The sequence below is a fragment of the Mesorhizobium sp. M0968 genome, from assembly GCF_040319065.1.
In the GTDB taxonomy this organism is placed as follows: domain Bacteria; phylum Pseudomonadota; class Alphaproteobacteria; order Rhizobiales; family Rhizobiaceae; genus Mesorhizobium.
Genome location: NZ_JAMYNL010000003.1, coordinates 263,914 through 289,762, shown reverse-complemented (window position 1 = coordinate 289,762; position 25,849 = coordinate 263,914). Strand labels below are relative to the sequence as shown.

At 61.6% G+C, this 25,849-nt stretch carries 25 protein-coding genes and 1 pseudogene; 10 read left to right on the top strand and 16 right to left on the bottom strand.

The window, feature by feature from the left end; genetic code table 11:
- Nucleotides 1–401: 401 nt before the first annotated feature.
- The 3 genes from NKH67_RS06870 to NKH67_RS06860 all read right to left on the bottom strand — a co-directional run bounded on the left by NKH67_RS06870 (nt 402) and on the right by NKH67_RS06860 (nt 5,109).
- Nucleotides 402–3,923, bottom strand: coding sequence for a bifunctional DNA primase/polymerase (locus NKH67_RS06870; RefSeq protein ID WP_352503141.1), 3,522 nt, complete (start codon nt 3,921–3,923; stop codon nt 402–404).
- Nucleotides 3,924–4,333: 410 nt separating this feature from the next.
- Nucleotides 4,334–4,696: a hypothetical protein gene (locus NKH67_RS06865; RefSeq protein WP_352503140.1), complete on the bottom strand. Its 363-nt coding sequence runs from the start codon at nt 4,694–4,696 to the stop codon at nt 4,334–4,336.
- Nucleotides 4,693–5,109, bottom strand: coding sequence for a hypothetical protein (locus tag NKH67_RS06860; protein WP_352503139.1), 417 nt, complete (start codon nt 5,107–5,109; stop codon nt 4,693–4,695). Before NKH67_RS06860 ends, NKH67_RS06865 begins: the two co-directional genes overlap by 4 nt.
- Nucleotides 5,110–5,450: 341 nt before the next feature.
- On the opposite strand from NKH67_RS06860, the gene NKH67_RS06855 reads away from it, so the two are divergent.
- Nucleotides 5,451–5,762: a hypothetical protein gene (locus tag NKH67_RS06855; protein WP_352503138.1), complete on the top strand. Its 312-nt coding sequence runs from the start codon at nt 5,451–5,453 to the stop codon at nt 5,760–5,762.
- Here the strand turns inward: NKH67_RS06855 and NKH67_RS06850 are convergent.
- The 7 genes and pseudogenes from NKH67_RS06850 to NKH67_RS06820 form a co-directional block, all read right to left on the bottom strand.
- Nucleotides 5,744–6,451, bottom strand: a complete 708-nt coding sequence (locus NKH67_RS06850; RefSeq protein WP_353030434.1) for a hypothetical protein — start codon at nt 6,449–6,451, stop codon at nt 5,744–5,746. The two genes, NKH67_RS06855 and NKH67_RS06850, sit on opposite strands and share 19 nt — an antisense overlap.
- A 12-nt stretch (nt 6,452–6,463) precedes the next feature.
- Nucleotides 6,464–7,522 carry a PIN domain-containing protein gene (locus NKH67_RS06845; RefSeq protein ID WP_352503136.1) on the bottom strand — a complete coding sequence of 353 codons (1,059 nt, stop codon included), beginning with the start codon at nt 7,520–7,522 and terminating at the stop codon, nt 6,464–6,466.
- A gap of 274 nt (nt 7,523–7,796) precedes the next feature.
- Nucleotides 7,797–8,009: pseudogene (locus tag NKH67_RS06840) on the bottom strand (transposase); the annotation flags it as partial.
- A 32-nt stretch (nt 8,010–8,041) separates the two neighbouring features.
- Nucleotides 8,042–8,764, bottom strand: a complete 723-nt coding sequence (locus tag NKH67_RS06835; RefSeq protein WP_352469679.1) for a CE1759 family FMN reductase — start codon at nt 8,762–8,764, stop codon at nt 8,042–8,044.
- Nucleotides 8,765–8,850: 86 nt separating this feature from the next.
- Nucleotides 8,851–10,032: a CE1758 family FMN-dependent luciferase-like monooxygenase gene (locus tag NKH67_RS06830; RefSeq protein ID WP_352503135.1), complete on the bottom strand. Its 1,182-nt coding sequence runs from the start codon at nt 10,030–10,032 to the stop codon at nt 8,851–8,853.
- Nucleotides 10,033–10,135: 103 nt separating this feature from the next.
- Entirely contained in the window at nt 10,136–10,561 is a 426-nt protein-coding gene (locus NKH67_RS06825) for a DoxX family protein (protein WP_352469677.1), read from the bottom strand.
- 145 nt (nt 10,562–10,706) lie between these two features.
- Entirely contained in the window at nt 10,707–11,327 is a 621-nt protein-coding gene (locus NKH67_RS06820; protein ID WP_352469676.1) for an isochorismatase family protein, read from the bottom strand.
- 126 nt (nt 11,328–11,453) lie between these two features.
- Between NKH67_RS06820 and NKH67_RS06815 the strand changes: the two genes are divergently transcribed.
- Complete coding sequence (locus NKH67_RS06815) at nt 11,454–12,320, top strand: LysR family transcriptional regulator (RefSeq protein ID WP_352469675.1); 867 nt, start codon at nt 11,454–11,456, stop codon at nt 12,318–12,320.
- A 199-nt stretch (nt 12,321–12,519) separates the two neighbouring features.
- Here NKH67_RS06815 and NKH67_RS06810 read toward each other — a convergent pair whose 3' ends face one another.
- Nucleotides 12,520–12,726, bottom strand: coding sequence for a helix-turn-helix domain-containing protein (locus NKH67_RS06810; RefSeq protein ID WP_352469674.1), 207 nt, complete (start codon nt 12,724–12,726; stop codon nt 12,520–12,522).
- Between the two features lie 254 nt (nt 12,727–12,980).
- Between NKH67_RS06810 and NKH67_RS06805 the strand changes: the two genes are divergently transcribed.
- Complete coding sequence (locus tag NKH67_RS06805; protein WP_352469673.1) at nt 12,981–13,811, top strand: NADP-dependent oxidoreductase; 831 nt, start codon at nt 12,981–12,983, stop codon at nt 13,809–13,811.
- A gap of 32 nt (nt 13,812–13,843) precedes the next feature.
- Complete coding sequence (locus NKH67_RS06800; RefSeq protein WP_352469672.1) at nt 13,844–14,905, top strand: alkene reductase; 1,062 nt, start codon at nt 13,844–13,846, stop codon at nt 14,903–14,905.
- 128 nt (nt 14,906–15,033) lie between these two features.
- Here the strand turns inward: NKH67_RS06800 and NKH67_RS06795 are convergent, their stop codons facing one another.
- Nucleotides 15,034–15,927, bottom strand: coding sequence for a LysR family transcriptional regulator (locus tag NKH67_RS06795; protein ID WP_352469671.1), 894 nt, complete (start codon nt 15,925–15,927; stop codon nt 15,034–15,036).
- Nucleotides 15,928–16,028: 101 nt separating this feature from the next.
- Here NKH67_RS06795 and NKH67_RS06790 point away from each other — a divergent pair, with 101 nt between their 5' ends.
- From NKH67_RS06790 to NKH67_RS06780, 3 genes are all read left to right on the top strand, one after another.
- A complete protein-coding gene (locus tag NKH67_RS06790) occupies nt 16,029–16,898 on the top strand; it encodes an NmrA/HSCARG family protein (RefSeq protein ID WP_352469670.1) in 870 nt (289 codons plus the stop codon).
- A gap of 138 nt (nt 16,899–17,036) precedes the next feature.
- Entirely contained in the window at nt 17,037–17,411 is a 375-nt protein-coding gene (locus NKH67_RS06785; RefSeq protein ID WP_352469669.1) for a glutathione S-transferase N-terminal domain-containing protein, read from the top strand.
- 100 nt (nt 17,412–17,511) lie between these two features.
- Nucleotides 17,512–17,754, top strand: coding sequence for a hypothetical protein (locus NKH67_RS06780; protein ID WP_352469668.1), 243 nt, complete (start codon nt 17,512–17,514; stop codon nt 17,752–17,754).
- Nucleotides 17,755–17,904: 150 nt separating this feature from the next.
- On the opposite strand, the gene NKH67_RS06775 is transcribed toward NKH67_RS06780, so the two are convergent.
- From NKH67_RS06775 to NKH67_RS06765, 3 genes are read right to left on the bottom strand one after another with little or no spacing between them, the layout of a single operon-like run.
- Nucleotides 17,905–18,678: an SDR family NAD(P)-dependent oxidoreductase gene (locus NKH67_RS06775; protein ID WP_352469667.1), complete on the bottom strand. Its 774-nt coding sequence runs from the start codon at nt 18,676–18,678 to the stop codon at nt 17,905–17,907.
- The gene (locus NKH67_RS06770; RefSeq protein ID WP_352469666.1) at nt 18,675–19,472 is read right to left on the bottom strand and encodes an SDR family oxidoreductase; all 798 of its coding nucleotides are present in this window, start codon (nt 19,470–19,472) and stop codon (nt 18,675–18,677) included. Before NKH67_RS06770 ends, NKH67_RS06775 begins: the two co-directional genes overlap by 4 nt.
- 3 nt (nt 19,473–19,475) lie before the next feature.
- Nucleotides 19,476–20,867, bottom strand: a complete 1,392-nt coding sequence (locus tag NKH67_RS06765; RefSeq protein WP_352503134.1) for a transaminase — start codon at nt 20,865–20,867, stop codon at nt 19,476–19,478.
- 158 nt (nt 20,868–21,025) lie between these two features.
- Here NKH67_RS06765 and NKH67_RS06760 point away from each other — a divergent pair, with 158 nt between their 5' ends.
- Nucleotides 21,026–21,772, top strand: coding sequence for an IclR family transcriptional regulator (locus tag NKH67_RS06760; protein WP_352469664.1), 747 nt, complete (start codon nt 21,026–21,028; stop codon nt 21,770–21,772).
- A gap of 293 nt (nt 21,773–22,065) precedes the next feature.
- Here the strand turns inward: NKH67_RS06760 and NKH67_RS06755 are convergent, their stop codons facing one another.
- Complete coding sequence (locus NKH67_RS06755) at nt 22,066–22,983, bottom strand: LysR family transcriptional regulator (RefSeq protein ID WP_352469662.1); 918 nt, start codon at nt 22,981–22,983, stop codon at nt 22,066–22,068.
- A gap of 501 nt (nt 22,984–23,484) precedes the next feature.
- Here NKH67_RS06755 and NKH67_RS06750 point away from each other — a divergent pair.
- Nucleotides 23,485–24,384 carry an MBL fold metallo-hydrolase gene (locus tag NKH67_RS06750; RefSeq protein ID WP_352469661.1) on the top strand — a complete coding sequence of 300 codons (900 nt, stop codon included), beginning with the start codon at nt 23,485–23,487 and terminating at the stop codon, nt 24,382–24,384.
- Between the two features lie 455 nt (nt 24,385–24,839).
- Nucleotides 24,840–25,787 carry a helix-turn-helix domain-containing protein gene (locus NKH67_RS06745; protein WP_352469660.1) on the top strand — a complete coding sequence of 316 codons (948 nt, stop codon included), beginning with the start codon at nt 24,840–24,842 and terminating at the stop codon, nt 25,785–25,787.
- Nucleotides 25,788–25,849: the final 62 nt, after the last annotated feature.

The window sequence follows — 25,849 nt, the reverse complement described above, 5'->3', positions numbered from 1 at the left end:
GAGCGCAGAGCCGCCGCCAATTTCAGCCGGATTCCGCCACTTTTTCAGAAATGGCGGCGCTATTGGCGGAATCCTCAAAGCCTTGCGCCATATGGGTTTAGGACTAGAAAAAACATAGATTCCGCCATTCCGCCAATTTTTTAGAATGGGTATCCACCTGAGAGTTTTCCACACCTCCGGCCGCAAGTCGCGACAGGACCGCAACGCGTTTCCACTCTCTGAATGATACTCTCTTAGGTAGACACCCATTCCCCAAAATTGGCGGAATGGCGGAATCCCCCTCTTCCCACTCCCGCAAAGCCATCCGCTGTATGGCTTTGCGGGAGTCCGCCAAATGTCCGCCAACGGTCGAAAAAATGGCGGAGTCGTGTCGTAAAATGGCGGAATCACAGAGACGGGTTTTAATCTTCGGTTTCGCCTTCACCCTCATCGGCGCGCAACGTTGCAAGATACTCGTCCAGCTTCGCAAGGTTGACGCGATAATGCGGAAGTGATCCCACCCCTGGCAGTCGGCTGAAATCCGGGCGAGGACGTTTTTCACCCTCCAACGCGAGTAAGCCGAGGTGCACCATTTCCTTAACAAGGCCCTTAGCTGTCTTGCCCGTGGATTCGCAAAGCTTCGTCAACCGACCTTCCTTCGTGGGGACACACAGCCATTTCTCACCTTTCTTGACCCCCTTTGCCGGATTCGTTCCCGTCAGGTCCCCCGCCTGCACCTCCCAGAAGTACCCGAGCCGATCGCCGGTGAAGCGGTCATCATAGTTGATTACGTCCACGATGGCGTTGCCGCGCATCAACATTGAATTGCTACCGAGAGCGACCATAGACTTGTTGAAAGGCGACAGAAGGGAATCTTCAGAGCGGCGCGCCCAAGCCCAGCGAATGATCTTTTCAACGTCCTTATCGGTCACGTGATCCGGCAGGAACCCAAGCTCCAGCATGATCATCCCTGAATACCAGACCAGCGCCATGATCTTCGCCTGCGACTGCTGGACGCCTTCCGCTTTCGGATCGATCAGTTGGGCGTAGTACTCCACCTCACCGGCCGCACGAGCCGTGCCGATCTTCTGGAGGTGTTCCACGATAGGACGCCACGCATGGCCGTAGTTGGCTTGGATGATCTGCTTGGCACCAGGAACGAGAACGCGCTTCTTCCCATCTGCACTGCGCTCAACCGTCCCGAAAATCGATTCCTTCGCCTCACCTTCCAGCTTGATGATGCCGTCGAAGCTGACTTCGACCAGACGCGACCGCAAGCCATCCGGTTGTTTATGGCCCTTCGATTCCGCGTAGGGGATGGCACCAATTTCGACAGTGGTCACCATCATGCCGGTGATATTAGCTGTTGGGCGCAGAAGGTTGTCCTTACCGCCGCCAAGTCGGCCTTTTTCGCTACCCTCTGAGACCCGCCACTCGAAATCGCCAAACTGCTCCGGGGGCATAAGCTTGGCTTCATCGCCGTAGATGGTCCCCCCCGAGTATTGAACAGCCTCCCTCTCCATAGCGTTGGCGGTGCCGTTGCATTTTCTTAGCGTGCCCTTCTTCTTGACCGGCGAGCCGGCGACGCTGGAACCAAACATGCAGGCAGTCGTCTTGCTTATGCGGGTGACACCACCAAAGTTGATCAACGGCGTTTCCTGTGTGCCGATGAATGACGCGATGTAACCAGCGCCTCCGGTGAACAGACCCAAGGCAAATGTTTCGAGGTGATCGTACTGTTTCGCGAAGGCGCGGCCGACTCCATCCTTCCAATCTTCAAGCGTGCCAGCCTGCCCACCAGACGGCGGGGCGCTCAGCATAAGCTCCTTTGCTGGCGATGCGGCATCACCGGCCTGTGCCGGTGACGCGACATAGGTGCCGTCGAAGTGGAGATAGTTTTCGTCCTTCCACCCCGGCTCACCGACGACGACCGCGTCATTGGGAAAGGTGAACGACTGGAACAGTTTCAAGACGGCGGGGGTTTGCCACGGATTCGTCGGGAAATCGATGTCGCCAAGGATGCTCAGCATCCCCGCACTGTCGAACGCCATGGCCCCCGTGTAAGTGAACTGTTTCACCTCGTGATGCTCGGTCTCGAACTGGACGACGATGGTCTTTTTACCTCCCTTCACGTCCTGTGCGACACGAAGGATTTTTACGGCGGCACAGACAGGGTGCCAGACGGTCTTTCCTTTCTCAGTTTCTTCGGTATCGGAGTCGGTATCGCCGCCCTTGGCCTTTACGCCGAGGTGGAACCACGGCATTCCGCCATGATCGCAGATATCCCATCGGTCTTCCCCTTCGGCGACACACACGTTGCGCTCATCGTCGAGGAAGAATCCTATCTTGCGAGCCGGCGTATCCCGGATTGACTGCCTTGCCTTTTCAAGCTGATCTGAGATGTAACGGTCGCCCGGAAGATACCTAGCGCGGTTGTCCTTTGCGGACTTGTCAGCGTTCGCGACAGTCTCGCCCAGCGCTTCAAGAAATTCGCTTTCGTCTGCATCCGGTCCATGCTTGCGGAAATAGGCGCACATAGCCTGTCCGATTGGTCCGTCGAAGCCGCTACCGCCTACATGGTCACCGACATTGGCAAGGTAGCCCTGCCATCCTCCGGATGTGCTCCCAGAGCCGGCGCTCCGCGCCCCCTTCCGAGTTGCGGTCTTGCCCTTGCCGGGCTTCCCAGCGGCTTCCTTTTCACCACCCTCGACCGCGAGCTTGATCAGCCAGTCTGGCATTTCGGCAAGTAGCAGATCGTCCGGCGAGTATCTTTTCTCCCACTTATAGGAGCCGCCCTTGATGTGCTTGGATGGCGGAGCCACGACAAAGCCGTGCTCACCACGAAAATCGATCTTCTTAGCAATTGTGTTTGCTGAGTTTAGGATCGTCACGTGTGCCGGTGCACGAAAATAGTAGTGCCGTCCGCCACTGCCTGTGATGACTTTGATCGTCTCCGGCAGAGGTTCATGCTCTTCGATGAGCTTTGCCAGATTGGCGAGACCTTCCTCCCCGTCGATGTCCAGCACGACCAATCCGGTGTCAGGTCCGGTCACGAAGCCGATATTGAGACCTTCGTCGACTCCGGTGCGCTTCTTCGCAAATTTCGGATCAAATAGATGCATGAGGACATCCGGGTCGCGACTGGAATTGTGATCTTCCCAGCCATCAACCATTGGATGCTTGCCCGGCGAGTGGCACGCCTGCACCGGCTTTCGGTTCTTTTCGGCATACCAACGTTTGCCTTCCTGACACAGGCATTCGCGTTCCTTTGACTTCTTGTTCTTCACGATCCCATTCACAGGAATTGGGTAGAAGCCGCGTCCGGCATATTTGAGCGCACCTGTCTGCATGGGATTCGGATTGCCGTTCTGGAGTTTGTCAATCAGACGCGCGCGAAGGGACTCCTCGCTTTCCGGCTCCTCTGCGCCCAACTCCGGCTTGAACAGTGCCCTGCGCATTTCATCGATTGTGCAGCGCCGGAAATTCGAAGACGTGTCCAACGACCACGAACGACCTGCCAGAGGCACATCTGGATTGAGTTCGTCGGGATAGAGCGGGTTCAACGTGTCGATAAGCCGGTCCACTTCCTCCTTGTCGCCGTCCACCAGGTAGACCAGCACCCGGTGAGAAACGCTGGTTAGGATTGCGCCGGGTGCAAGGATCGACTCCGGCGTCTTGTCTCCCACCGCGAACCAGAACGGCAGGCAGGCGGGGCCATAGGAGCGATCACCAAGGGGATAGGCGATAACGTCGGTGGGGCTGGCTTCGACAAAGGCGTTGATGCCATCGGCATCGGTAACGTCGAACGGCTCGAAAGTACCCGGCGCGGGCTCGCCATCGACAAGATCGACATCATGCCGGAGCACGATCTGGTCGGCGTTTGCAGGATAGATGTTGGCGAGGAAATCGCTAGGCGTGGTGGTGGCCGTATCAGACTCAGACATAGAACTACTCCGAAGGCGCGCGCAATCGTTCACCGCGCGGAACGCGTTGCTAGGTAAGCCGCAGTTTTCGGAGGAGTGAAAATGGCCAGTCGAAAACATCGGCGGTTGGAGTCGAAACTCGACGCCCCGCGCCTAGGTGAAAACCGGCGCGACGATCAGGTGGGACCAGTCCCGTCGCGCCGTTCGACCAGCATTTTCACAGTTTGTGTATGACAGAGTTTTGTGCCGATGTCAAAGAAAGAGTTAGAAACGGCTCGAATGAAAACCGAAAATAATCCTATCGATACTGAAATAATAAGCGCATCGCAGAATGCGGGTTGTAACTCTTAAGATTACTCGCTCGCATTCTGCGATATCTACTCATCGGCGCATGACCGCTTGCCGCGGAATTGTGCCGAACCGTGCTTGCATCACGTCTCGCATTGGACGGGCTCCGGCGCGTTCATCTGCATTTCGAGAACCTGACTTTCAAGGTCCCGTTGCCGTCGGACAGCATCTACCAGCACCTGCGGGTCTTGAAGCTTCTGAATGCACTCGGCAAGTGTGGCACCTGTCGCGCTTAGCTCGAAATCGCCGAAGCCGCCGACCCGATGACGCACTTCCAACACGACCGTACAGCCATCCTCAGCGAGGCCGATGCCTCCGCACAAGACGCGAAGATAGCCGTCTTTGAGAATTTCAGATGCTTTTGCGACCGTATCATTCAACGGCATTGCGTGCCGAAGTCTGGCCTTGTGCGCATGCCGCGTCGGATTCCATTCCTGCCGGATCATTGGAAGGCTCCCTCACGCCGATAAGTGGGGACAGCGGCTTTCGATATCTCGACCACAGCCATTTTCGCAATATCGGCTGCGACTTGTGACTGCCTCTCCACAGCCGTAGCGATCACGCCCGGTGTCAGCGCTTTGAAGACGGCGTGCAGCGTCGGCCTCGTCAGACTCACGGTGACAGACTGGCCCGGCTTATCCTGCCACTCGTATGCAACGTGCTCGATAGTGAAATTGGCAGTAAAGGCGGACTCGAGGATGCGGAGCGAGGTGAGTGTGACCTTAAGCACCCTGTCAATTCCGCGAGCTTGGAGTGCGGTTTCGGCGGCAGAAGCGACGCGGCTTAGTGGCAGTGCCAGGGTGGCGGCGTCGGTCTCGATCACGATTTGATCCATATGCATTAGAACGTCCTTGTTCATGCCCGCAACGGCACGCGCAAGGGAGCCGTGGGGCGGTTGATGTTTCAATGTGGAAAGGAAGCGACCCCGTCGCTGCGCGAATGGCCCAGCCATTCGCTGGGCACGATCAATGGCGCATTGGCGCTTTTCGTGCGATCCTGACTGCCTTCCGGCTGTATCAAGAATGGCCACAGTATAGCAGGGAAGGGCTATCGGCCCCTAGAGATTTCTGACAACGGCTCACGTGGTCGATTGATCAAAGCGTCAGTTACTTTGAAACCAGCGGTTAACAATACAGCTTACCGCGATATTAAAGCCCGGCGCATATGCTGAGACCTCATTCTGTTGTGCAGGTCCAGACAATGGTCAGGTCAATCGCGCTTGCCTCCCTTCTCCTTGCCGCAACTGTCGGCATTTGCCGCGCCGACGAAGCGCGTGCCGACAAGAAATGGCCCTCCATCATCTATTACGGCGAAGGGCTGAATCAGCGCATTGACGGGGCACTGTTCTGGGAAGGTCAAGCTGGAGCACTGACTGAACAGCGGCAACGGCAGGGTGCCACTGGCTACGGCGCAATAAGCGCAATCACCGGTAACCCACGCACAACCCATGTGAGCGGCTACACCCGCAAGGACGGCACCCGCGTACAACCGTACTATCGTAGCCGGCGCTGATTGGACTCTTGGGAAGGGCAACATCTTCCTTGTTGATAGCTCCACTCCGTTTCACCCTCCTTGTGCTTCGACTTCGCCGCATTCTTTTTGAGGGATTTCTCGATCATCTTCCTCACACTCACGACGGTCTCTTTTCGCCGTTTGTCTTCGGCGGTATAGGCCGCGTCCAGAAGGTCTCGCGGGTCCCAGCGCGAATAGTCATTCGGGGCTAAGCCATAGCGGTCCCGGAGCGCGGCGGCGAGGTCGAGGGCGTAGAGGCCGACACGGCCATATTGGAACTTCCTCTCGCTCCACACTTCGTCCCAATTTGGCGGACCCGAGAATTCCGCATAGGCTGAGATGGTGCTGTCGGCCGCCGCTATCTCGTTGGGCAGCGTGAGGATGCGATACATGAGGGCCGCGTCCACGGTCTTCCAGTCGAGTTCTTCCGGAAACTCTAATGTCGGCGTTTCGACCTGTGGCGTCAGTTCACCTTCCACATACAGCCCCACGTCGTTGACCACTTCGACGCAGCGCAGCACGAAAGGGTCCAACATGCAGACAACTCGCGTCGCAACGTATGTGGCGTGCCTATCGCGCTCTTCTTGAGTATCCCGCGACACCGTCATCCGGTGCCCGATGTAGGTCACCAGTCCTGTGCCTATCGTCGTCACCAGTGCCGTCAGCACGACTAACTGCCAGTCTTCCATGTGTCGTCCCCCTTACGTATCCAGCATGTCCCAATCGTCGCCCATTACCCATCTGAGCGCTGACAGCTTGCCGTTGAGCATCCCCCACTCGAAATCCGTCCATGGCCCCAAATTTTCGATGCCGATCTCTTCCTCCGTGCGCTTGGCGGCGGCCAGCGCGCCGGCCCAGATGGTGTCGAGCGTCTGGTCTTGGCGATAGGGCTTGCGGGAATAGTCCCTCTCGGCGACAACGTGATGTTCGCCGCTTTCGATCTCCGTGCGAAGATTCCAGTGGCGATTATACCAGACCTGCCGGAACAACAGATTCTCCGCCTCCAGGATTTCGGAAAGCCGTCGCGGCTGTGAGAACCCGTTGAACTCGAAGTCGTGGTTCGCCAGAAGGTCTGCGTCGACTTCCTTGATCATATCGATCAGCGAAACGGAGTAGGTTGAACCGGAGGTGCCGAACATCATCAGCAGGTCGATATGCGGCTTGCGCTGGTCGCCCGGGTCCTCGCTAAAATCCTTACTGTTGTGAGTTACGAACGCCAAACGGATGTCCTCGCTTGCGTTGTCGACGACCTGCTGGGCATAGGTCTCGATAATCACCGCGTCTCCGGCGCTGTTTCGTGAACGGTGAAATGGTGCCAGCTTGGCGAGCGCGCGATCGGTAACGCGTTGCTTGACGGCATCGGTCGTGGGCAGCGCGGGAACCGACTTCAGGAGCGTCTCGATACGACTAATGGACTCGTTCACGGCCTCGCCCTTAAACACCGCCGTGTGGTCGACTTCGTTCAGCGCCTTCAGGGTAGCGGCCTTGGATGCCTCGTCGCCGAAACGGCTGACGGCATCGCGGACGAGGCTGAAGTGCGACTGTAGGCTGCGCTGCGCGTCAGTGGCGACACGGCCTTTGTTCCGCTCGAATTCGTTTAGGACGATCTCAGGCACCAGCAGTTCGATTTGGTCGGCTTCGACGAGTTCCTCAAGCGCGCTGATGACGGGCTGCTGCCTATAGTCTTTTGCGAGGTCGAGCCATACGCAGGTGTCGACGAGTAGCCTAAGTGTCATGGAAGCCTTCCGCCTGTTCGACACCGTAGCCGTCCAGCGTCGGAGACAAAAGGACTTATGGCCGCGATATTGTTAACGGCTGGGAGGGACGCAGAATCGATCTAAAGGGTGATTAGAACGCAGCACGATACGTGAAGGGGACGCGTTCCGAGTGTGGGTTACGGCCGTAGCGGTCACCCGCTACCATCGATCCCCACGCGTTTCTTCCCTGTCTGTTCACTGTGGGGAACGTTTGTAGCGGTCTCCCGCTACCATAACTACCTTTGTCCAACCCGGAGACATAGGTAACAGATTGTACCTAAGACATGGGTGACAACCTCGTGCCGAACGGGTTGTCGATGGTCTGCAAGGTCCTCTGTTCCAAGTCGATATACCCGAGATCGTAATGCATGAAGCTGACGAGCCAAATGCCGTCGTCGACCTCCTTGATTCCCAGCCTCTGACCGGCGAGCACGGTCGAGACGTTGATCTTCTTCCTGTGCATGCAGATGCGGCCGCAAGCGGTAACTAGGCCAAAGGATTGGGCAAGGAAATTCAGCTCCCTCAGCCTCTGACGATCATCCGCTCTACAGCCGTCCCTCCTGCGGCCAGCTTCATCAGATCGGTGTCGAAATTGACATCGGCAGCGCTGCGCTCCGCGCGCGCCGCATTGCCTGCGAACTGGTGTTGATAGCCTTTCCATGCCGCGTCCGCGATGGATCGGCTGGTGCCACTCAACAGGAACTGGGTGAGCTCGGTAGCAGCTCGATCGATGCGACCGCCGAGCTCCGGCGACCCCCAATCTTCCGGGGCAGCAAAGATCGACGTCGGCACGGGAAAAGTGCGCAGAAACGCGAAAAGCGGGCGCATCTGCGCGTCCGCGACCATCGCATGGCGAGCGGTGCCGGCCGTCGCGGCGAGGATCACCGGTTTGGCAATGAGCAAGTCGTTGTCGAGGATATCGATGAACGACTTGAACAGCCCGCTGACACCGGCCTTGTAGACTGGCGTGGCGGCAACGACGGCATCCGCGCCGGCAAGCGTTTCGATTACGGACTGCACCTTGGCCTCGGGAAATCCGGCCACCACGGCACGCGCAATATCGACTGCAAGCGGAGCCAGGTCGATGACGCTAAGGACGGCGGTCTTTCCCGTACCAGTGATACGTTCGATGCTCTTCTGTGCGATGCGGTCGGCCAGCATCCGCGTTGTGGAGGGATCATTTACGCCTGCGTTCACCACGACGAGCCGTATGGGCTTCCCCCTGTTCTCGATGGTCTTCGTCATCTCTCGAATCCTTTCCTTGGAGGCACCGCCAGAGGGCTACCGCTCCGCGGGTGTGATATTGCCGAACCGCGCGGCCTGCTCCACGACTAGCGAGGGCGGGCTGTGACGCTTTCGTCAGTATCGTGATACGGCCGGACATCCGTCAGGTTGTCTCCGCGATTGGCATTCGGGCGCGGCTGGCGCGGCGGCTGGTCTCTATACTTGGCCTGCACCAGGCTCTGGTGCGTCGGGGCTCCGGCGGCGCCCGGCGAGCGTCGCGCCGCCATCTCCTTGCGGAGCACGGGCACCACCTCAGTGCCCAAGAGTTCGACCTGCTCGAGAGCCATCTCAAGCGGCAGCCCCATGGCGTCGAGAACCCAGAGCTGCCGCTGATAGTCACCGAAGGCTTCCCGGAAGGTCAGCGTCCTGTCGATGACCTCCTGCGGGCTGCCGACACTGAGCGGCGTATCGCGCGAATATTCTTCCAGCCGATAGGTCTTTCCATAGATGGGGTTGCCTTCGAAATAGGGCCGGAATCGGGCGTATGCGTCCTGCGAGCGCTTCGCGATGAAGGCATAGCCACCAAGCCCGACGACGGCCTGCTCCTCGGTGCCGTGTCCGTAATGCTCGAACCGCTCGCGGTAGAAGTTCACCAGCGGCAGGAAGTGCAAGTTGGGCGCAAGGATGTTGTTGGCGAAATAGCCGTTCCCGTAAAAAGCTGCCTGCTCGGCGATCTCCGGAGTGCGGATCGAGCCATGCCAGACGAAAGGAGGAACGTCATCGAGCGGCCGCGGGATCGACGTGAAGCCTTGCAGCGGGGTCCGGAATTTGCCTTGCCAATCGACAACGTCCTCGCGCCACAGCTTGTGGAGCAGATTGTAGTTCTCGAGCGCCAGTGCGACGCCATCACGCATGTCCTGCCCAAACCAGGGATAGACCGGCACTGTGTTCCCGCGGCCGAGCATCAGGTCCATCCGCCCCTTCGAGAGATGCTGCAGCATCGCGTAGTCTTCCGCGATCTTCACCGGGTCATTGGTCGTGATGAGCGTCACGGCGGTGCTGAGGATGATGCGCTGCGTCTGTGCGGCGATATGGGCGAGCAGAGTCGTCGGCGAGCTTGAGAAGAAGGGCGGGTTGTGGTGCTCGCCGATGGCGAACACATCGAGCCCGACCTCGTCCGCCCGTTTCGCGATCTTGACGATCGCATCGATCCGCTCCGCCTCGCTCGGCGTGACGCCTGTGATCGGGTTGCGCGTTACGTCGCTGACAGAGAAGATTCCGAATTGCATTTTGAAGCTCCAGGGGCTCGATGTCGGTAGATATGCGGCGTCAAAGGGTGCGTCGTGATCCGCAAGCGCTAGGCCGGCCCACCCTTCTTCTGGCTCGCCATGCTCAGCGAGCCGGGATTCTCGCTTTCCGCAGTCGGGCCCAAGCAATGAACAGGGACAGGAAGAGCAGCGTCAGGTTGATGGGCAGCATCTTCGCCGTCTCGCCGAGCAGCGCATGCGTGATTACCGCCCCCACCTGTACGAGTGAAAGCCCGACAGCCGCCAGCGGCGTCAGCCAGGGCTTGATCCGCGTCGCGGCCGGCAGGATGAGACCGACAGCGCCCAGCACTTCGAGAGTGCCGATCAGCCGTGTGACGGCTTCCGGTACATGGGTGACGAAGCTCATGCTCGCGGCGAGCGCGTCGATGGGCTGTGTCAGTTTCGCGCCACCGGCTGCCAGATAGAGGAGAGCCAGGAGCGCCTGTGCGACCCACAGCGCCAGGCTCCAACGATTGATGGGGCCGCGAACGGCGCCGGTTTGAGTTTTCATTTTGATCGTCCTTTTCGAAAATAGGGAAATTGGCGGCGGGAGAGCCGACCATGCGGGGCTCGTCGGTGCTGCTGGTGGAACAGGCGGGAAAAATCGGCCCTGTCAGAGGCTTCCCCGCCGCTCCAACCGTGCTCGGCCTGGCGCTTCAGGCGGCCTTTGCGGCCGGATCCTGCAGCTTCGCAAGCTCCTCGTAATACCAGTACACCAGCGCGCGGGCCTTGTCGGCCACCGGCCCCGCCCAGTCGCGGAAGAGTTCGGTAACGACGGCCAAGGCCGTACTGGGGACCGCCCCGGCATGAGTGAGCCGCTGGATCGCCGTGCTGTGGGCAAGCTGCGACCGACCGCCGACGGCGTCGACCGGGAAAGCCACGTCATGGCCGTCCTTGAGCGCATCGATGACCGGGAAGGCAAGGCAGATCTCGGTCCAGAGGGCGCCGATGATCAGCCGTTTGCGGCCGGTCTTCTCGACCGCGGCGCGAAAGGCCGGATCTTCCCACGAGTTCATTGTCGAGCGATCGATCACTTCGATGCCGGGCAGTTCGGCGAGGATCGCCGGAACCGTGGGGCCGTTGACACCCATGTTTGCACCGACCGTCGAGAGAATAATGGGCATGTCGAAAGCCCGTGCAGCCCTGATTAGTAGCCGCACGTTGAGCTCGACCAGGTTGGCCGGCGTTTCGGATCGGATCTGGCTGAACATTTCCGGCTGGTAGTCGATCAGCACCAGCGCAGATTCTTCGTATTTCCACACGTCTTGCACGCTCATCTATTTCTCCATGGGGTTGGTCCGGCACGGCTATGCCGGATGAACTGACCCACGAAGGATGGCGTTCCTTGTCGGCTTAAGGTAGCCTCCGGTTTTGCGATTGATTGTTGCTGAAAGCGGAACACGATGGAGATTGAGGACGTCAGGACTTTCGTGGAAATCGCGGAGGGGCGAGGCATATCGCCTGCCGCGCGGCGGCTGGGCGTCGCAAAATCCGTCGTCAGCCGCCGACTGGCTCGGCTGGAGGAAACGCTCGGAAGCCAGTTGCTCTCTCGCACGACTCGCGGCGCCGCCTTGACGGAGGCCGGCGCGACGTTCCGCGACCACGCCACTCGCATCCTCGGCGAGTTCGAGGCGGCACAGGATGCGCTAGCACCCGATGGCGCGGTGCGCGGGCTTCTGCGTATCGCCGCGCCCCTGTCTGGCGGGCCGAGGCTTGTCGCTCCGGTTCTTGCCGAACTCGCTCGACGCCATCCCTTGCTGCATGTTCATGCAGCCTACAGCGATCGTTTCGTGGATCTGATTTCCGAGGGCTTCGACGCGGGAATCAGGGCGGGATTTCTGCCTGACTCGAGCCTGATCGCCAGACGCATTCGGCCCATATCCGGGATGCTTGTCGCCAGCCCCGCCTATATCGCCGGGCATGGGGCACCGCAAACGCTTGGCCAACTGGCGGATCACGAGTGCCTGTTGCAGGGGACCGAAGCATGGCGGTTCGTCGAGGGAGGCAAAACGATCGCGGTCCATCCTCACGGTCGTTTCAAGGCGGATAACGGCGAAGCGCTCCTTTCGGCGGCGCTGGCCGGACTCGGCGTGGCGGCTCTGCCGGATTTCCTGATCGAGCCCCACATTGCCTCCAGTGCGCTCATCCCCCTGCTTGCCGACCACACGGTGGTCGCGGCAGGGCTTTATGTGGTGCGTCCTCCCGGCGACTTCCCGCCACGCAAAGTCAGAGCGCTGATCGACATCATGCTCGAATATCACGCCGGCTGAGGACGGGCGCCCGACGGCCTATTGGACGCCAGGAGCTGGCAGACCGCTTGCGGCCCAAAACACGACGGGCCAAGTATCCTTCCGAAAGGACGGACAATGGCGCCATAACCCGCGTCACGAGCAGTCTCCCTCGGCCGCCTGCGTCGATCGATACTCTGCGCGAAGCCCGGATTGACGAGGTTATCGGCGCGCCTCGATCCTATCTGAACTCGACGCGGCCAAGCCAGCGGCCCGACACTGTCTCTGACCGACCTTGAATAGCAGCTTGGTCACCTCGTTCGAATAGTCCCACGCCCAGGCTTTCCTCAAGCCCGATCACGCGTCGCGACAGGGTCGCCTCAGCTCGACCGCTTTTCCGACTGGCCGCTCTGAGAAGCGCCGGACGGACGAGGCGACAAATATGCACTCGGAAGGTCTATCAAATGTCTCTCCAGCGAGACGGACCGTCTCATTTCGATGACTTATGGCGCGGATTTCGAATGCATACCTTCTGCCGAGAAGGAGAACCACATGATCCAATTCGCTGATCTCAAGCGCGGCGCTTCCACATTCGAACCTCTTGCCCCCGGCCGAGCCTTACGTCTTCAAGCCTATGGCGGCCCCGAATCCCTGACAGTCGATAGCGTATCCGCGCCCGAGCCAGGTTGGGGCGAGGTCTTGGTGTCGGTCAAGGCCGCCGCGGTAAACGGCATCGACTGGAAAATCCGTGAAGGCTACCTCCGCGAGCGCTTCAAGCTGACCCTGCCCGCGACGCTTGGCATCGAAATGGCCGGCGTCGTTCTTCGGACCGGCCGCGGCGTCATAGGCGTGAAGCCCAGGGATCGGGTTATGGCCGCCCTCGGTGGCGTCGGAGCCTACACCGACCATCTGGTCATCAACGCCGAAAAGCTCGTCCTGACGCCGGCATCACTGTCCGACGTGGAGGCGGCGGCCATTCCGGTCGCGGCGATGACAGCCTGGCATGTCATTCAGGCCGCGGATTTCGACCTCTCCGGACGGCGGGTGCTGATCCATGGCGCGGCCGGAGGCGTGGGCGGCTTTGCCGTCCAGTTCGCCAAGGCGGCCGGAGCGACCGTCTATGCCACCGCCTCGACCATGAGCCTGCCGCATGTCCTGGCCCTCGGCGCGGACGAAGTGATCGACTATCGGCAGCAGAACTTCGAGCTGCTTGCGCGCGACGTCGATTTCGTCGTCGACCTCGTCGGCGGTGAGGTCGTGGACCGCTCCTGGGCGCTCCTGTCGCCCGATGGCCTTCTCGTAAGCATCGCCGCCACAGACCTCGCATCGCGCACGCCGCCAGGCCGCCGCGGCGTCTTCTTATCGAACAAGCCCGACACCGCGCGCCTGACCGCGATCGCCCAGCAGGTCGCCGTCGGCGCCCTGCGATCGACGATCGCCGACGTGGTGGGCTTCGATGATTTGGCTTCCGCAATCGAGCGCAATCGCACCGGCCACGCACCCGGCAAGATCGTCGCTGATTTCACCCGCTGATCACCAAGTTTTCAACTTTCAAGGAGTTTATCATGACGACTATCTGGAGTCCGGTCCGCGTGGGCCAAATGGACCTGCCCCACCGCCTGGCCTTGGCCCCGATGACTCGCAGCCGTGCCGAGTTCAACGGCGTACCGGGCGAGCACGCCGCTGAATACTACGCCCAGCGCGCCTCCCTTGGCCTGCTGATAACCGAGGGTGTGCAACCCTCGGCCGATGGCCAGGGCTATTTCGCGACGCCGGGGATCCACGCACCCGAACATGTCGCCGGCTGGCGCAAGGTCACCGATGCGGTTCACGCAAAAGGCGCGAAGATCTTCCTGCAGCTCATGCATGTCGGCCGCATGTCGCACCCGGACAACACGCCGCATCACCGTCAGCCCGTCGCCCCATCGGCCGTCGCGCCCGGTGAGCAGATGTTCACTGCGAGCGGCATGCAGCCCATCCCCGAGCCGCGCGCGCTGACGACCGAGGAAGTCGCCGCCACGGTGCAGGACTTCCGGCGGGCCGCGCGGCTGGCTATCGATGCCGGCGCCGACGGCGTCGAGATTCACGGCGCCAACGGCTATATCGTCCATCAGTTCTTTGCGCCGAACGCCAATCACCGGACCGACGCCTATGGCGGGCCGATCGCTAACCGCATTCGGTTCGCCGTCGAAGTGGCGCAGGCTGTCGCCGATGAGATCGGCGCCGATCGCACCGCTATCCGCCTTTCGCCAGGCCTGCCTTTGGGCGGGCTTGATGAAGGTCCGGAGAGTCCTGCGCTCTATCGCGAACTGGTCGCCGCGCTGGCACCACTGAAGCTGGCCTATCTCCATCTGATGTATGGCGGGGGCGACGAGTTCCTCGCCGACATCCGCCGTGCGTGGCCCACGACCCTGATGGTGCTGCGGCTTGGCCGCACACGCGAAGCCCTGGACCAGGACATCGTCTCGGGCCAGGCAGACATGACCTCGATCGGCCGTTGGGCTTTGGCCAATCCCGACTTCGTCGAGCGTCTGCGGTTGGGCGCGCCCGTCAACGAGCCCGATCCATCCACCTTCTATGGCGGTGGCGCGGCCGGCTACACGGACTATCCGCGGCTTGCGGGCTGATGCGTCGGCTGCTGTAGTTCATCGGACTGCAGCAGCCACCTTCTGGCGGTCGTCGCTTGCGTTATTGGATCAAGCTGGCCCGCGACGTGGGTGATGGCGTTGGCCGACAGAAGGTAACCGTGGCGGCTTCAAATCCGAATGAACGCTGCCAATTCGTCGGGAGTTCCTTTTGGGAACGCTCCTCTCAGATGGTCGAGAAAGGCGGAAACGCGGGCATTCAACAGGCGCCGCGACGGGTAGAGCGTCCACAGTGCCGTATCGGGACCATCCACGTCCCCCCAATGCACCAACGTGCCGGCGGCCAGATCATGACTCACGAGCGATACCGGCAACCGTGCCGCACCCACGCCCATGACGACCGCATCGCGAACCATGATGATCGACGACAGGCTGAGCACCGGGGTGAACGCGATCGTCGTCGGCCCCGTGTCCGGTTTGATATTCCACAACGAGAGTCCTCTGTCCGAGCTCCGCACGACAGCGGGAGCGGCGTCTCCGTCTCGCGGTCTCGCCACTTGCGGGCTCGCCACGATCACAAGCCGATCACGCATGAAGACCCGTCCCACCAGGCTTTCATCGGAACGCGGATTGACGCGAATGGCCAGGTCATACCCTTCTTCGACCATGTCGACTGCACGGTCTTCGGTCGTGACTTCAAGGATAACGTCGGGATATTTGAGCGAGAAGCCTGCCGCCAGCTTACCCATCGCAAGTTGAGAGAAGAGCAACGGTGCACTGATCCGCAAATTTCCACGCGGTTCCCGGTCTCCCGACGCAATCGCTGCGGCCGTCTCCTCCACTTCCGTCAGCAAGCGACTGGTTCGCTCATGCAGGTCCTTTCCCTCCTGCGTGAGCTTCAGGGTACGCGCCCCGCGCTCGAACAAGCGTAGGCCCAAGCTATTCTCCAGTTCTGCGGCGCGCCGCGAGAGCGTCGCCTTGGGGCGCCCTGTGGCGCGCGCGGCTCGCCCGAATCCACCATGACGTGCAACCAGATTGAAGTCGGCTAGGGCGAGCAGGTCCATGTGTTCCACCAGTGAGACAGGGTGTCTACAAATGGCAGCTTCCGGTGCGTTTGTGGACTCCTAAATAGCGCTAACGATCTGATAAAAGCAGGAGTGACCACATGACTATCCTCGTCACCGGTGCAACCGGAACCGTCGGCCGCAATGTCGTCGATCAGCTCATCAAGCGCGGCGCTAATGTGCGCGCGCTCGTCCGCGATCCCTCGAAGGCCAATTTACCAGCCGCCGTTGCCCTCGCCGAAGGCGATCTGCTTGACGTCGATGCGCTGCGCACGGCCTTCTCGGGCGTGTCCACCCTGTTCTTGCTCAACGCCGTGGTGCCCGACGAGTTTACCCAGGCGCTGATCGCCCTCAATCTGGCCCATGAGGCCGGGATCAAGCGGATCGTCTATCTGTCCGTGCTTCACAGCGACATCTACGTGAACGTGCCGCATTTCGCCGGTAAGTTCAGTGTCGAACGCATGCTGGAGCAGCTGGGCTTCAACGCCACCATCCTGCGGCCTGCATACTTCATCAACAACGACTATTCGGTGAAGGACGTGGTCCTCGGTCACGGTGTCTATCCGATGCCGATCGGTGACAAAGGCATCGCGATGGTCGACGCGCGCGATCTCGGTGAGATCGCAGCCATCGAGCTGGTTCGCCGTGAGCAGGCAAGCGAGCCGCTTCCTCTCAAGCGGATCAATGTCGTTGGTCCCGACACGCTGACCGGTGCCGATGTCGCCGCCATCTGGTCGAATGTTCTTGGGCGGACGATCCACTATGGCGGCGACGATACCGCTGGGTTCGAGCAAAACCTCCGAAATTACGCACCGAGCTGGATGGCGCTCGACATGCGTCTCATGGCCGAGCGCTTCCTTGTGGTTGGCATGGTCCCTGAGGCAGGGGATGTTGATCGATTGACCGGCATGCTGGGTCGCCCGCTGCGCTCCTATCGCGACTTCGCAGCGGAAATCGCTGTTTTGGCTTGATCATTCCGCATGTCTGAATATCGGCCTGCCGGTGCGCTTGCAACGCCGGCGGCCGAACGGGGTCATGCGGCGGCATATTCGAGCGCGCATAGCCGCCCCACGGCCAACCCGCAGTGCATCCGGCAAAAGGCATTTGCCATGACCAATACCGTGTTCAAGCCCATCGTCTACCTGCTCCATGGCTGCCCGTTCTGCATGAAGGTTCGCGTGTTCCTGCTTGAGGCGAGACTGCTCGACCAGGTCGACATCCGGCTGGTCGAACAGGGCAGCAAAGAGAAGTGCCAGATCACAGAGAAGCTCGCCGCGCACCTGCCCAAGGTCGGCTTTCCAACTGTCGAGCTAACGCCGGGACAGTATATGACGGAATCCGACGAGATCATCGCCTGGTTTGCCAAGGGCGCCGCCATCGACATCGCGACGCTGCCGACCTTCCAGGATTATGTCGGCGGTATTTTCAAGGACCACATCAGCCTGTACCGCGAGAACATGCGGCTCAGGCAGCAGGCGGCCTGAGAGCCGGTTCGAAACTGGGTGTTTGACACCGGACCTTGATGGTGCAGTCTCTTCGCCAGTGGGAGAAGCGCTTTGGGTCGGGTTCACCACGGGAGCGTACTTGTTCACCTATGTGGGCGTCCGGAAGGCAGTCCGCGGCAATATTGTCGGATATGCTTTCTGTTCAGATGCCTCGATTACCGCGGAAGGCAAAGCGAAACGCGCGTTGTGCATGTATTCGCACGGCAATCCGCGCGACCATATCGACCATTCCTGCCATCGCCGCGCGTTCTGGGTGTTTATGAACGCGGGTGTAAAGCAAGTCCTGGCCTGTTCGACCGTTGGCGCCATCGTGGCTGCCTGAATTGCAGCCAAAAGCGCGGCGGGGCAAATCAACGCGGTCTTCCCTATCTGAATGTCGGTAGAGGCAGCAGCGTGAGACAAGTGGCGCCGCTTATCAGAGCGCCGGTATCCTGGCCATTCGCCTGTGACAAGCCTCACTGGTCAGGTCGCATCACACTGCCCTGTTTTGCGTTGGTGCACGGCCGCCGCCGTCGGCGACGAGCACAGCACCGGTGACGAAGGAGGCGGCATCGGAAGCCAGGAACAGACAGCAGTTGGCGATCTCAGACGGTTCGGCGACACGCCTGAGCGCAATACGGCCGGTGAGCGCGGTGAACTCCTCGTCGGGCGTCGAGCCGTTGGCCGCTGCCGCCACTTCCATTTCGTAGACGCTCATCGGCGTCCGCACCCAGCCAGGCGCCAACGCGTTGGCGCGGATGCCGTCGGGGCCATGTGCAAAGGCGAGCGAGCGGGTGTAGGAGACGAGTGCTGCCTTGCTGGCCGAATAGGCGGCATTTTGGCCGCTGGCGTTGAAGGCGCCGACGGAGGCGATGTTGACGATCGCGCCGCCGTGCTTTTTCATGAGCGGCAGTGCGGCGCGGCAGACCATCATGGCGCCCGTCACATTGACCGCAAAGCTGCGCGCCCAGGTCTCATCGCTCAGGCTCTCCGGCTCGTCGAGGATCATCACTCCGGCGGCGTTTACGACGATATCAAGACACCCGCCGCAGGCGTCGATAGCACGTGCGACATCGCCTGCGCTGGTGATGTCGCCGAGCACGGCGGCACCGCCGCTCGCCTTGACGGCGCCGTCCAGTCCCTCACCGCCGAGGCCGAAGGCGATGACTTCGGCGCCGTGCCGGCCGAACAATTCGGCAGTGGCGCGGCCCATTCCGGTGGCAGCACCGGTGATCAGCGCCTTGCGGCCTTCGAGGCATCGGCTCATGTCAGCCCCCAATGGCGCTCGACGGCGAAGCCGGTTTCCGGCAACGTTGAGCCGCCGTCGACGACGATCGTCTGGCCGGTAGTGTATTTGGCCTGCTCCGAGGCGAGATAGAGCATGGCATAGGCAATGTCGTCCGCCTCGCCGAGATGGCCAACGGGTATGTGTTGGCCGAGGCGCCCGGCGACTTCCGGCGCGCTCATCGTGCCCCTACCCGGCTTGGTTATGAAGCCCGGCTCGACACCGTTGACGGTAATGCCGTCGCGCGCGAATTCGAAGGCGGCACCCCGAATGAAGGCGTTGACGCCGGCCTTGGCGGCCGAGTAATGCGCGCCGCCGGCCATCGCCAAGCGCGCCGACACTGAAGAGGTGACAAGGATGCGGCCGAAGCCGTTCTTGCGCATCACCGGAACTGCTGCCTGCGCCAGCCAGAAGCAAGGCTTGAGGTTAAGCGCCAGCGCTTCATCGAGCTTGTCCTCGTCAAGATCCTCAATCGAGGCCCAGGGACAGCCGCCGGCATTGTGGACGACGATGTCGAGCCGGCTCGCCTGACGTACAATGTCGCCGACCAGTGCGTGCAGCCTGGCGCGGTCGAGCCCAGCAAGCGGAACCGCACGCACATCCAGCTTGCGGGCGGACAATTCGGCGGCCAGCGCTTTTGCCATATCGAACGTTCGATTGGCGATGACGACACTAGCACCGGCCTCGGCGAAGCGGGTGACGATCGCAGCACCGATGCCGCGTCCGCCGCCGGTCACCAGCGCCACCTTGCCGCTGAGATCGAATGGTTTCGCCATCGCTCAGACGACTCCGGCGCCACGCACAAGATCTATGAAACGGGTGAAGACCTCGGCGTGGCGGTCGACATCGGCCTCGGTCGTCGCCGGACACATCAGGAACATGGTGTGGAAGGGCGTCACCAATATGCCCTCGTTCATGTAGAAGGCGTGCAGCAGCGTCTCGAGATCTCCGCGCCGGCCGGCGATGACGTCGGCGCCGTTCCGCGGCGGATCGGGCATGAACATGATCTCGGCGCGGGCGCCGATCTGCGTCACATGCCACGGCAACTTATTGGCGTTTATGATGCCACGTGCCATCTCCGCCAGCCGCGAGGCTCTGCCGATCATGATTTCGAAGTTGGCGGGCGTGAGCACCTCTTCCAGCACAGCGCGCATCGTGGCTACGGTGAGTGCGTTGCCGGCCAGCGTGCCGCCGATGCCGAGATGCGCCGACTGGCGCACGCGCGGATTGACCATCGGCACGATGGCCCACAACCGCTCGGCGATCGCCTGCGAGACGCCGAAGATGCCGGCCGGAATGCCGCCGGCGATGGCCTTCCCGGCGACCAGAATGTCCGGCTCCAGCCCATGCTCGGACGAATAACCGCCGGGTCCGCTGGAGATCGTATGCGTCTCGTCAATGATCAAGACCGTGCCGGTGCGGCGGGTGATCTCGCGCAGGGCGTCATGAAAGCCGTCGGCGACCGGGATCATGCCGAAATTGGTCATCAGCGGCTCGGTCAGCATGCAGGCGACGTCGCCAGCCGAGAGTGCCGTTTCGAGCGCAGCGACATCGTTGAACTCGACCACCCTCGATACGGCCGAATGGTCGACACCGTTGGGATGGATCATGTTGCGCAGGCCGACACGGCCGTCGCGGATCTCGACATGCGCTTCCTCGACGCCGCCGTGATAGCAGCCGGAGAAAACCAGCACCTTGTCGCGGCCGGTGATCATGCGGGCGATGCGGATGGCGCCGCGATTGGCGTCGGTGGCCGAGGTGGTCAGCGTCCAATAGGGCAGTCCGAAGCGACGATGCAGCTCAGTGCCAACCCACAGGCTGTCCTCCGTGGGCAGCATCATCGTTGTGCCGTTCTGCAACTGGCGCAGTGCGGCGCAAGTCACCGCCTCCGGCGCGTGGCCGCACATGCCGCCAGTGTCGCCAAGGGCGAAGTCGACATAGTCGTGACCGTCGATGTCTCTTATATGGGCGCCGCTGGCCGACGCGGCATAAACCGGGAAGCCGCCGGCCCAGCGCCGCATCCAGTGCGAGGGTCCGCCATAGAGGAAACGCTGCTTGCCCTCTTCCCAGGCCGCCGCTGAGCGCGGATGCGTGTCACTGAAGCGCGCCTGCTCGCGGTCGAGCAGCTCACCAATGGTCGTTGAATGCGAATCGCTTCTGCTGGCAGCCATCACAGCGCTTAACTCTCCCTGCTGCGCGATTATTTTGGGGCGCGCGCGCGTTCCAATCTGGTTCACTATTTGAACCAGCATTTTGTATGTTATAGACTGCAAGGTCGGTCGGCTGCTGTCAAGTTAATTCACATGCGAAGTATCTCGGAGAATCGATAATGAGCACAGTCGGCAAGGCGGTTTCGTTGCTGGAGCTGTTCACGCTCGGCGAACCGGAGATCGGCCTCTCCGACCTCGCCCGCAAGGCCGGTCTCGACAAAGCCACCGTAAGGCGCCTGCTGGTAGCGCTTTCCAACCACCGGCTGATCGAGCAGGAGCCGAAGAGTCGCCGCTACCGGCTGGGCGCCGGCCTGTCGCGGCTGGCCCGCATTCGCGACGCACATTTCCCCTTCGTCCGCGTCGCGGCGCCTGTGGTGCGAGAGCTTTCGCTTGAAACCGGCGAGACCGTGCATCTGTCGGAATTCAGCGCCGGGGCGCTGCTGACCGTCCATGTTGAGCTTTCCACCAAGGCCAACCGCGTCAATGTCGATGTTGGCCAGGTGCTGCCGCTGCACGGCACAGCGTCCGGCGTCGCCTTCCTGGCCGCTTCAAGCCCGGATGTGGTCGGCGCCTATTTCAAAAAGCCGCTGCAGGTGTTCACCCGGCATACGGTGACGCGGCCGGACAAGGTTGTGGAGGCGATACGGCTTGCCGCCACGCGCGGTTACTCTCGCAGCGCACAGGGCTATGAGGAAGGCGTGCACAGCATCGCCGCGGCGATCCTCGGCGCTGACGGCCAGCCGATCGGCACCTTGGCGGTGGCTTCGCCCGTCTCACGCGTCGACGACGCGACCGCAGCCACACAGGGCAGGGCAGCAATCAAGGCAGCACGGTTGATCACGGCGCGTCTCACCGGCGAACCTTAGCCTTGCATCTCCGCGACGGATGCATCGGGCATGCCCTTGCGCCATAATCTCGCAAAATCGGGCGGAACGAGCGGCTGCCCTCCGCCCGGATATCCGCAGAGCGAAGACGCTCGCGCAATGCCGCGAGCGGCTCATATAGCCGGCGGTCAGATTTCTGCTGCCCAAAGATCAGTTTCCGATCGGTTCGACCGGCTGGTCGGAACACGCTCAGGGCGTTGGACGGACTTTCTCGAAAGAGGAACTCGGGGCGACTTCGCTGTACACGGTGGCGAGACGACGCCCGCGAGCAGACATCAGCCGTTGCGGAAGAGGTTTCGAGGCCGCTGCCTGCCGTTCTGAGAAAGCATCTCGACGAACCGTGCAACCTTGGGCGGGCGGAACCGGCCGGCCGGATACACGGCGTGGATGCCGCCGGTAGGCAGCGTCCAGGCAGGCAGAATCGGCACCAGCCGGCCAGCCGCCATATGATCGCCGACAAGAAAATCGGGAAGGATCGACATACCGGCGCCCGCTAGGGTTGCCTCCAGCACGGCCGGGGTGCTGTTGATCGTCATGCCGGGCTTCATGCGGACTGTCCGCAGTTCATGATCCCCCCGGGTAAACCGCCACACCAGCGGCTCCTTCAGCGCGACATTCGCGACAAAGGGGAGGCCGGACAGTTCCTCGGGCTCGCTCGGGGACAAGTCTCCGGCTATGTCGGGCGCGGCGACCAGAAATTGCCGGAATGAGCTGATCCGGCGCGCCTGCAGGCTGGAGTCGGTAAGCCAACCTACGCGAATCGAGAGGTCGATCTGGTTGGCGACCAGATCCATCCTGGCGTCCGAGAGGATGAGATCGACCCGGCATGCCGGATAGATTCGACAGAACTCGGCTGCCAGTGGCGCGACGGTGATCGCGCCGTAATCGTTGGACGCGGTGATCCGCAGTACGCCCAACGGCTGAGCATTGGTCTGGGCAAGTTCGGCGAAGGCCTCTTCTGCCTCGCTCAGGATCATCACGCATCGCGCGTGAAGCTGCCGGCCTGCCTCGGTCGGCTCGACCCTGCGCGTCGTGCGCAGCAGCAGGCTTGTCTTCAATTCCGCTTCAAGCCGCGCAACCTGTTGGCTGACGACTGTCTTGTTGACGCCTAGCCGATCGGCCGCGCGAGTGAACGAGCCCATGTCCACCACGGCCGCGAAGTACGCCAGTCTGTTGAGGTTGATCGCTTCCATGCTCGCCTGCTCCGATTGTGCGCTTATACCTCACATTGAATCCAATTCATCGATATTTATCGTCCAATCGAAACGGTCCATCCTTCTGTGCGTCGGGCAACCGGGTCCGCGCAGGAGGAAAAGCAGAGTGACGATCGAGGCTTTTCCCGCAATGGGCCACGTCTACGAGGCTCGCTTCGGCGACCTCGCCTTCCATCTGCAGTTCGATGCCGAGGCACCTTCATGCGCTTGCCTCCGGAGGCGGCCAAGTTCGCCAAGGCGGAGGCCGTCCGCGACCGGGCGCTGGAAGTTCGGCCAGGGGTGTTCATGGTCTGGACCGAGGTTGCCGGGACGACCGTGGGTCCATGTCGGGGACTGCGAGAACGGTATCGTCCACACCACGATCACTCGGCCCTATCTGAGCTTCCTGAATTTATCCGGCGGCTGGACCCGGCCGACTCGATCTCAATATCGCGCGCACCCCGATTTCTTCAGCGCCATCCAATCCGAGAGGACACCCACATGCTTACGAGGAGACAAGTCATGAAAACCACATTTGCCATCAGCGCCGCTGCCGTCTTCGCCCCTGACGATATCGGCCGTGCGGCTGGAACCGGACTTGCCTGGAAGCATTTCCCGGCCGGCCCAAACGGTTTTTTCCGCGCCCCCGTCCTGCTTTCCGGTGCCACCGAGGCGCTGCTGATCGACGGCGGCTTCACCTATCCGGACGGCCGCGCGCTGGCCGGAGAGATCAAGGCCAGCGGCAAGAAACTGACCACGATCTATGTCAGCCAGTCGGACCCGGACTACTATTTCGGCCTGAAGCCGGTGCGTGAGGCATTCCCCGAGGCCAAGGTCGTCGCCGCCTCGGACACGGTTGCCGCGATCAAGGCGTCGGTCAAGAAGAAGCTCGATGTATGGGGACCCCAACTGAAGGAGAACGGTCCGCAGACGCTGGCCGACATCGTCCTGCCCGATGCGTTTGACGGTCCGTCACTGACTGTGGATGGTGAGACGGTGGAGTTCGTCGCCGCCGAGGGCCTCGCTAATCGCCGCTATCTCTGGGCGCCCTCGCTGAACGCGGTGTTTGGCGGCGTCCTGGTCTTCGCCGGCGTTCATGTTTGGACCGCCGACACCCCGACCAGGGAATCACGCGCGGTCTGGATTGCCAATCTCGACAAGATCGCAGCGCGCAAACCGACCGTCGTCGTGCCGGGGCACATGACGCCTGAGTCGCCGGTCGACATCTCCGCTGTCGAATACACCAAGACCTATCTTCTGGCCTTCGAGCAGGAACTCGCCAAGGCCGCGGACGCCGCGGCGCTGAAGAGCGCGATGGAGGCCCGCTTCCCAGGCCTCGGCATGGGCGTCGCCCTCGACATCGGCTCGAAGGTCGCGAAGGGCGAGATGAAGTGGGGCTGAGATGAGCGCCAATTCGATCTGATCCGGAGGACCTATGAAGGGTCCTCCGAGGAGAACGGCGGCGATCTGCTCGCCGTGCTCGCGCGTCCGAAGTCGAATAGACCGAGGCGGAACGCCTTCCCTGTGCCGGCATGGACGCCCTGATGAATGTGTCTTCCAGTGCTTGGCCACCGAGCGGACCGGCTATCGCGCCGACGTGCACGGCTATCTCGCCGACGGCGACCGGGTACCGGCCTTTGAAACGGCTCGACCGCAAGATCGGGCCTTTCCGCACGGCAGCGGCATGGGGCCCTTCAGTAACGCGGACACCAGGATGCCGGCCGACTTCGTCCGGCGCGGCGTGAAGCACCTCCGCCGTTGCGGCAAAGATGCTTATCATGTTAAGGATGACGTGGCGCTGCCGCTGCGTCACAATCCCGCGACAAGACGGGAACAACGAGAATGTGGAGGAGACTATGATCGCCCACCACGTGAGCGTCGCCGACGGCGAGGCTTTCCTATCTGCGTCGCGGATGCTGTTCGGCCCGATCACCCAGCGTTTCTCACGCGGCGAGGCGCCGTCGCTGCCGAAGCTCGTTTCCGTGCATCTCGGCTCCTGCCGGCTCTCCGAGATCAAGGCCAAGTCGCATCTGGTCGTCAGCGACCGTACCTTCTGGCGCAGCTTCGATCCCGACGCGATCAAGATCCTGATGCAGCTCAGCGGTCACAGCCGCTTCGAGCAGCAGGAGGTCGCGGTCGATCTCGGCCCACGCGCTGCGATCATCTATGATCCAATGCGCAGCTATTCGCTGCAAAACTTGTCGGATGTCGACCAGCTCATCCTGCAGGTGCCGCGCTCTACCTTCGGCGACGGGACGCTGGCGCGGCTCTCGGCGCCGGTGCCGTTGCCCGGCAACGACGACAGCCTCACCCATATCGTTTCCGGTCTGATGCAGATGGCGATCGGCACCGCGCACAAGCTCGACGAGGCCGGCTGCCGCCGTGTCGGAGAAAGCTTGATACAACTCGTCAACGGACTGATCCAGGCAAAGCCGACGGCGCCGGACTTCCACCGCTCGCCGCTGGAAGCGCTGCGCGAACGCATCGTCGCCTATATCGACGCCAACCTGGCGCGCTCAAACCTGTCGGCCGAGGACATAGCCCGCCACATGGGCTGCTCCCGCCGCTATCTGCACCGCGCCTTCGAAGGCGAAGGCACCACACTGGAGCGGTTCGTGTGGGATAGACGGCTGGAGCGCAGCAAGGAGGAGCTGCTGTCGCCCGCCCGCGCCTCAGCCTCCATCTCGGAAATCGCGTTTGCCTGCGGGTTCAATTCGAGCGCACATTTTTCGCGGGCGTTCAGAAGCAAGTATGACGTGGCGCCGAGAGATTTGCGGGAGCGAGTGCGTATGGTGGTGCATTAGGAAGGTGCTGTTAGCCGTACCTTTATCGGATACAGCAAATTGTTTTGCGCCCATATGAGGCA

What these genes read in the sequence shown, in the direction of transcription:
- NKH67_RS06870 (WP_352503141.1), bottom strand. Translation starts at nt 3,923, where the DNA reads ATGTCTGAGTCTGATACGGCCACCACCACGCCTAGCGATTTCCTCGCC.
- NKH67_RS06865 (WP_352503140.1), bottom strand. Translation starts at nt 4,696, where the DNA reads ATGATCCGGCAGGAATGGAATCCGACGCGGCATGCGCACAAGGCCAGA.
- NKH67_RS06860 (WP_352503139.1), bottom strand. Translation starts at nt 5,109, where the DNA reads ATGAACAAGGACGTTCTAATGCATATGGATCAAATCGTGATCGAGACC.
- NKH67_RS06855 (WP_352503138.1), top strand. Translation starts at nt 5,451, where the DNA reads ATGGTCAGGTCAATCGCGCTTGCCTCCCTTCTCCTTGCCGCAACTGTC.
- NKH67_RS06850 (WP_353030434.1), bottom strand. Translation starts at nt 6,451, where the DNA reads ATGGAAGACTGGCAGTTAGTCGTGCTGACGGCACTGGTGACGACGATA.
- NKH67_RS06835 (WP_352469679.1), bottom strand. Translation starts at nt 8,764, where the DNA reads ATGACGAAGACCATCGAGAACAGGGGGAAGCCCATACGGCTCGTCGTG.
- NKH67_RS06830 (WP_352503135.1), bottom strand. Translation starts at nt 10,032, where the DNA reads ATGCAATTCGGAATCTTCTCTGTCAGCGACGTAACGCGCAACCCGATC.
- NKH67_RS06825 (WP_352469677.1), bottom strand. Translation starts at nt 10,561, where the DNA reads ATGAAAACTCAAACCGGCGCCGTTCGCGGCCCCATCAATCGTTGGAGC.
- NKH67_RS06820 (WP_352469676.1), bottom strand. Translation starts at nt 11,327, where the DNA reads ATGAGCGTGCAAGACGTGTGGAAATACGAAGAATCTGCGCTGGTGCTG.
- NKH67_RS06815 (WP_352469675.1), top strand. Translation starts at nt 11,454, where the DNA reads ATGGAGATTGAGGACGTCAGGACTTTCGTGGAAATCGCGGAGGGGCGA.
- NKH67_RS06800 (WP_352469672.1), top strand. Translation starts at nt 13,844, where the DNA reads ATGACGACTATCTGGAGTCCGGTCCGCGTGGGCCAAATGGACCTGCCC.
- NKH67_RS06795 (WP_352469671.1), bottom strand. Translation starts at nt 15,927, where the DNA reads ATGGACCTGCTCGCCCTAGCCGACTTCAATCTGGTTGCACGTCATGGT.
- NKH67_RS06790 (WP_352469670.1), top strand. Translation starts at nt 16,029, where the DNA reads ATGACTATCCTCGTCACCGGTGCAACCGGAACCGTCGGCCGCAATGTC.
- NKH67_RS06785 (WP_352469669.1), top strand. Translation starts at nt 17,037, where the DNA reads ATGACCAATACCGTGTTCAAGCCCATCGTCTACCTGCTCCATGGCTGC.
- NKH67_RS06775 (WP_352469667.1), bottom strand. Translation starts at nt 18,678, where the DNA reads ATGAGCCGATGCCTCGAAGGCCGCAAGGCGCTGATCACCGGTGCTGCC.
- NKH67_RS06770 (WP_352469666.1), bottom strand. Translation starts at nt 19,472, where the DNA reads ATGGCGAAACCATTCGATCTCAGCGGCAAGGTGGCGCTGGTGACCGGC.
- NKH67_RS06765 (WP_352503134.1), bottom strand. Translation starts at nt 20,867, where the DNA reads ATGGCTGCCAGCAGAAGCGATTCGCATTCAACGACCATTGGTGAGCTG.
- NKH67_RS06760 (WP_352469664.1), top strand. Translation starts at nt 21,026, where the DNA reads ATGAGCACAGTCGGCAAGGCGGTTTCGTTGCTGGAGCTGTTCACGCTC.
- NKH67_RS06755 (WP_352469662.1), bottom strand. Translation starts at nt 22,983, where the DNA reads ATGGAAGCGATCAACCTCAACAGACTGGCGTACTTCGCGGCCGTGGTG.
- NKH67_RS06750 (WP_352469661.1), top strand. Translation starts at nt 23,485, where the DNA reads ATGCTTACGAGGAGACAAGTCATGAAAACCACATTTGCCATCAGCGCC.
- NKH67_RS06745 (WP_352469660.1), top strand. Translation starts at nt 24,840, where the DNA reads ATGATCGCCCACCACGTGAGCGTCGCCGACGGCGAGGCTTTCCTATCT.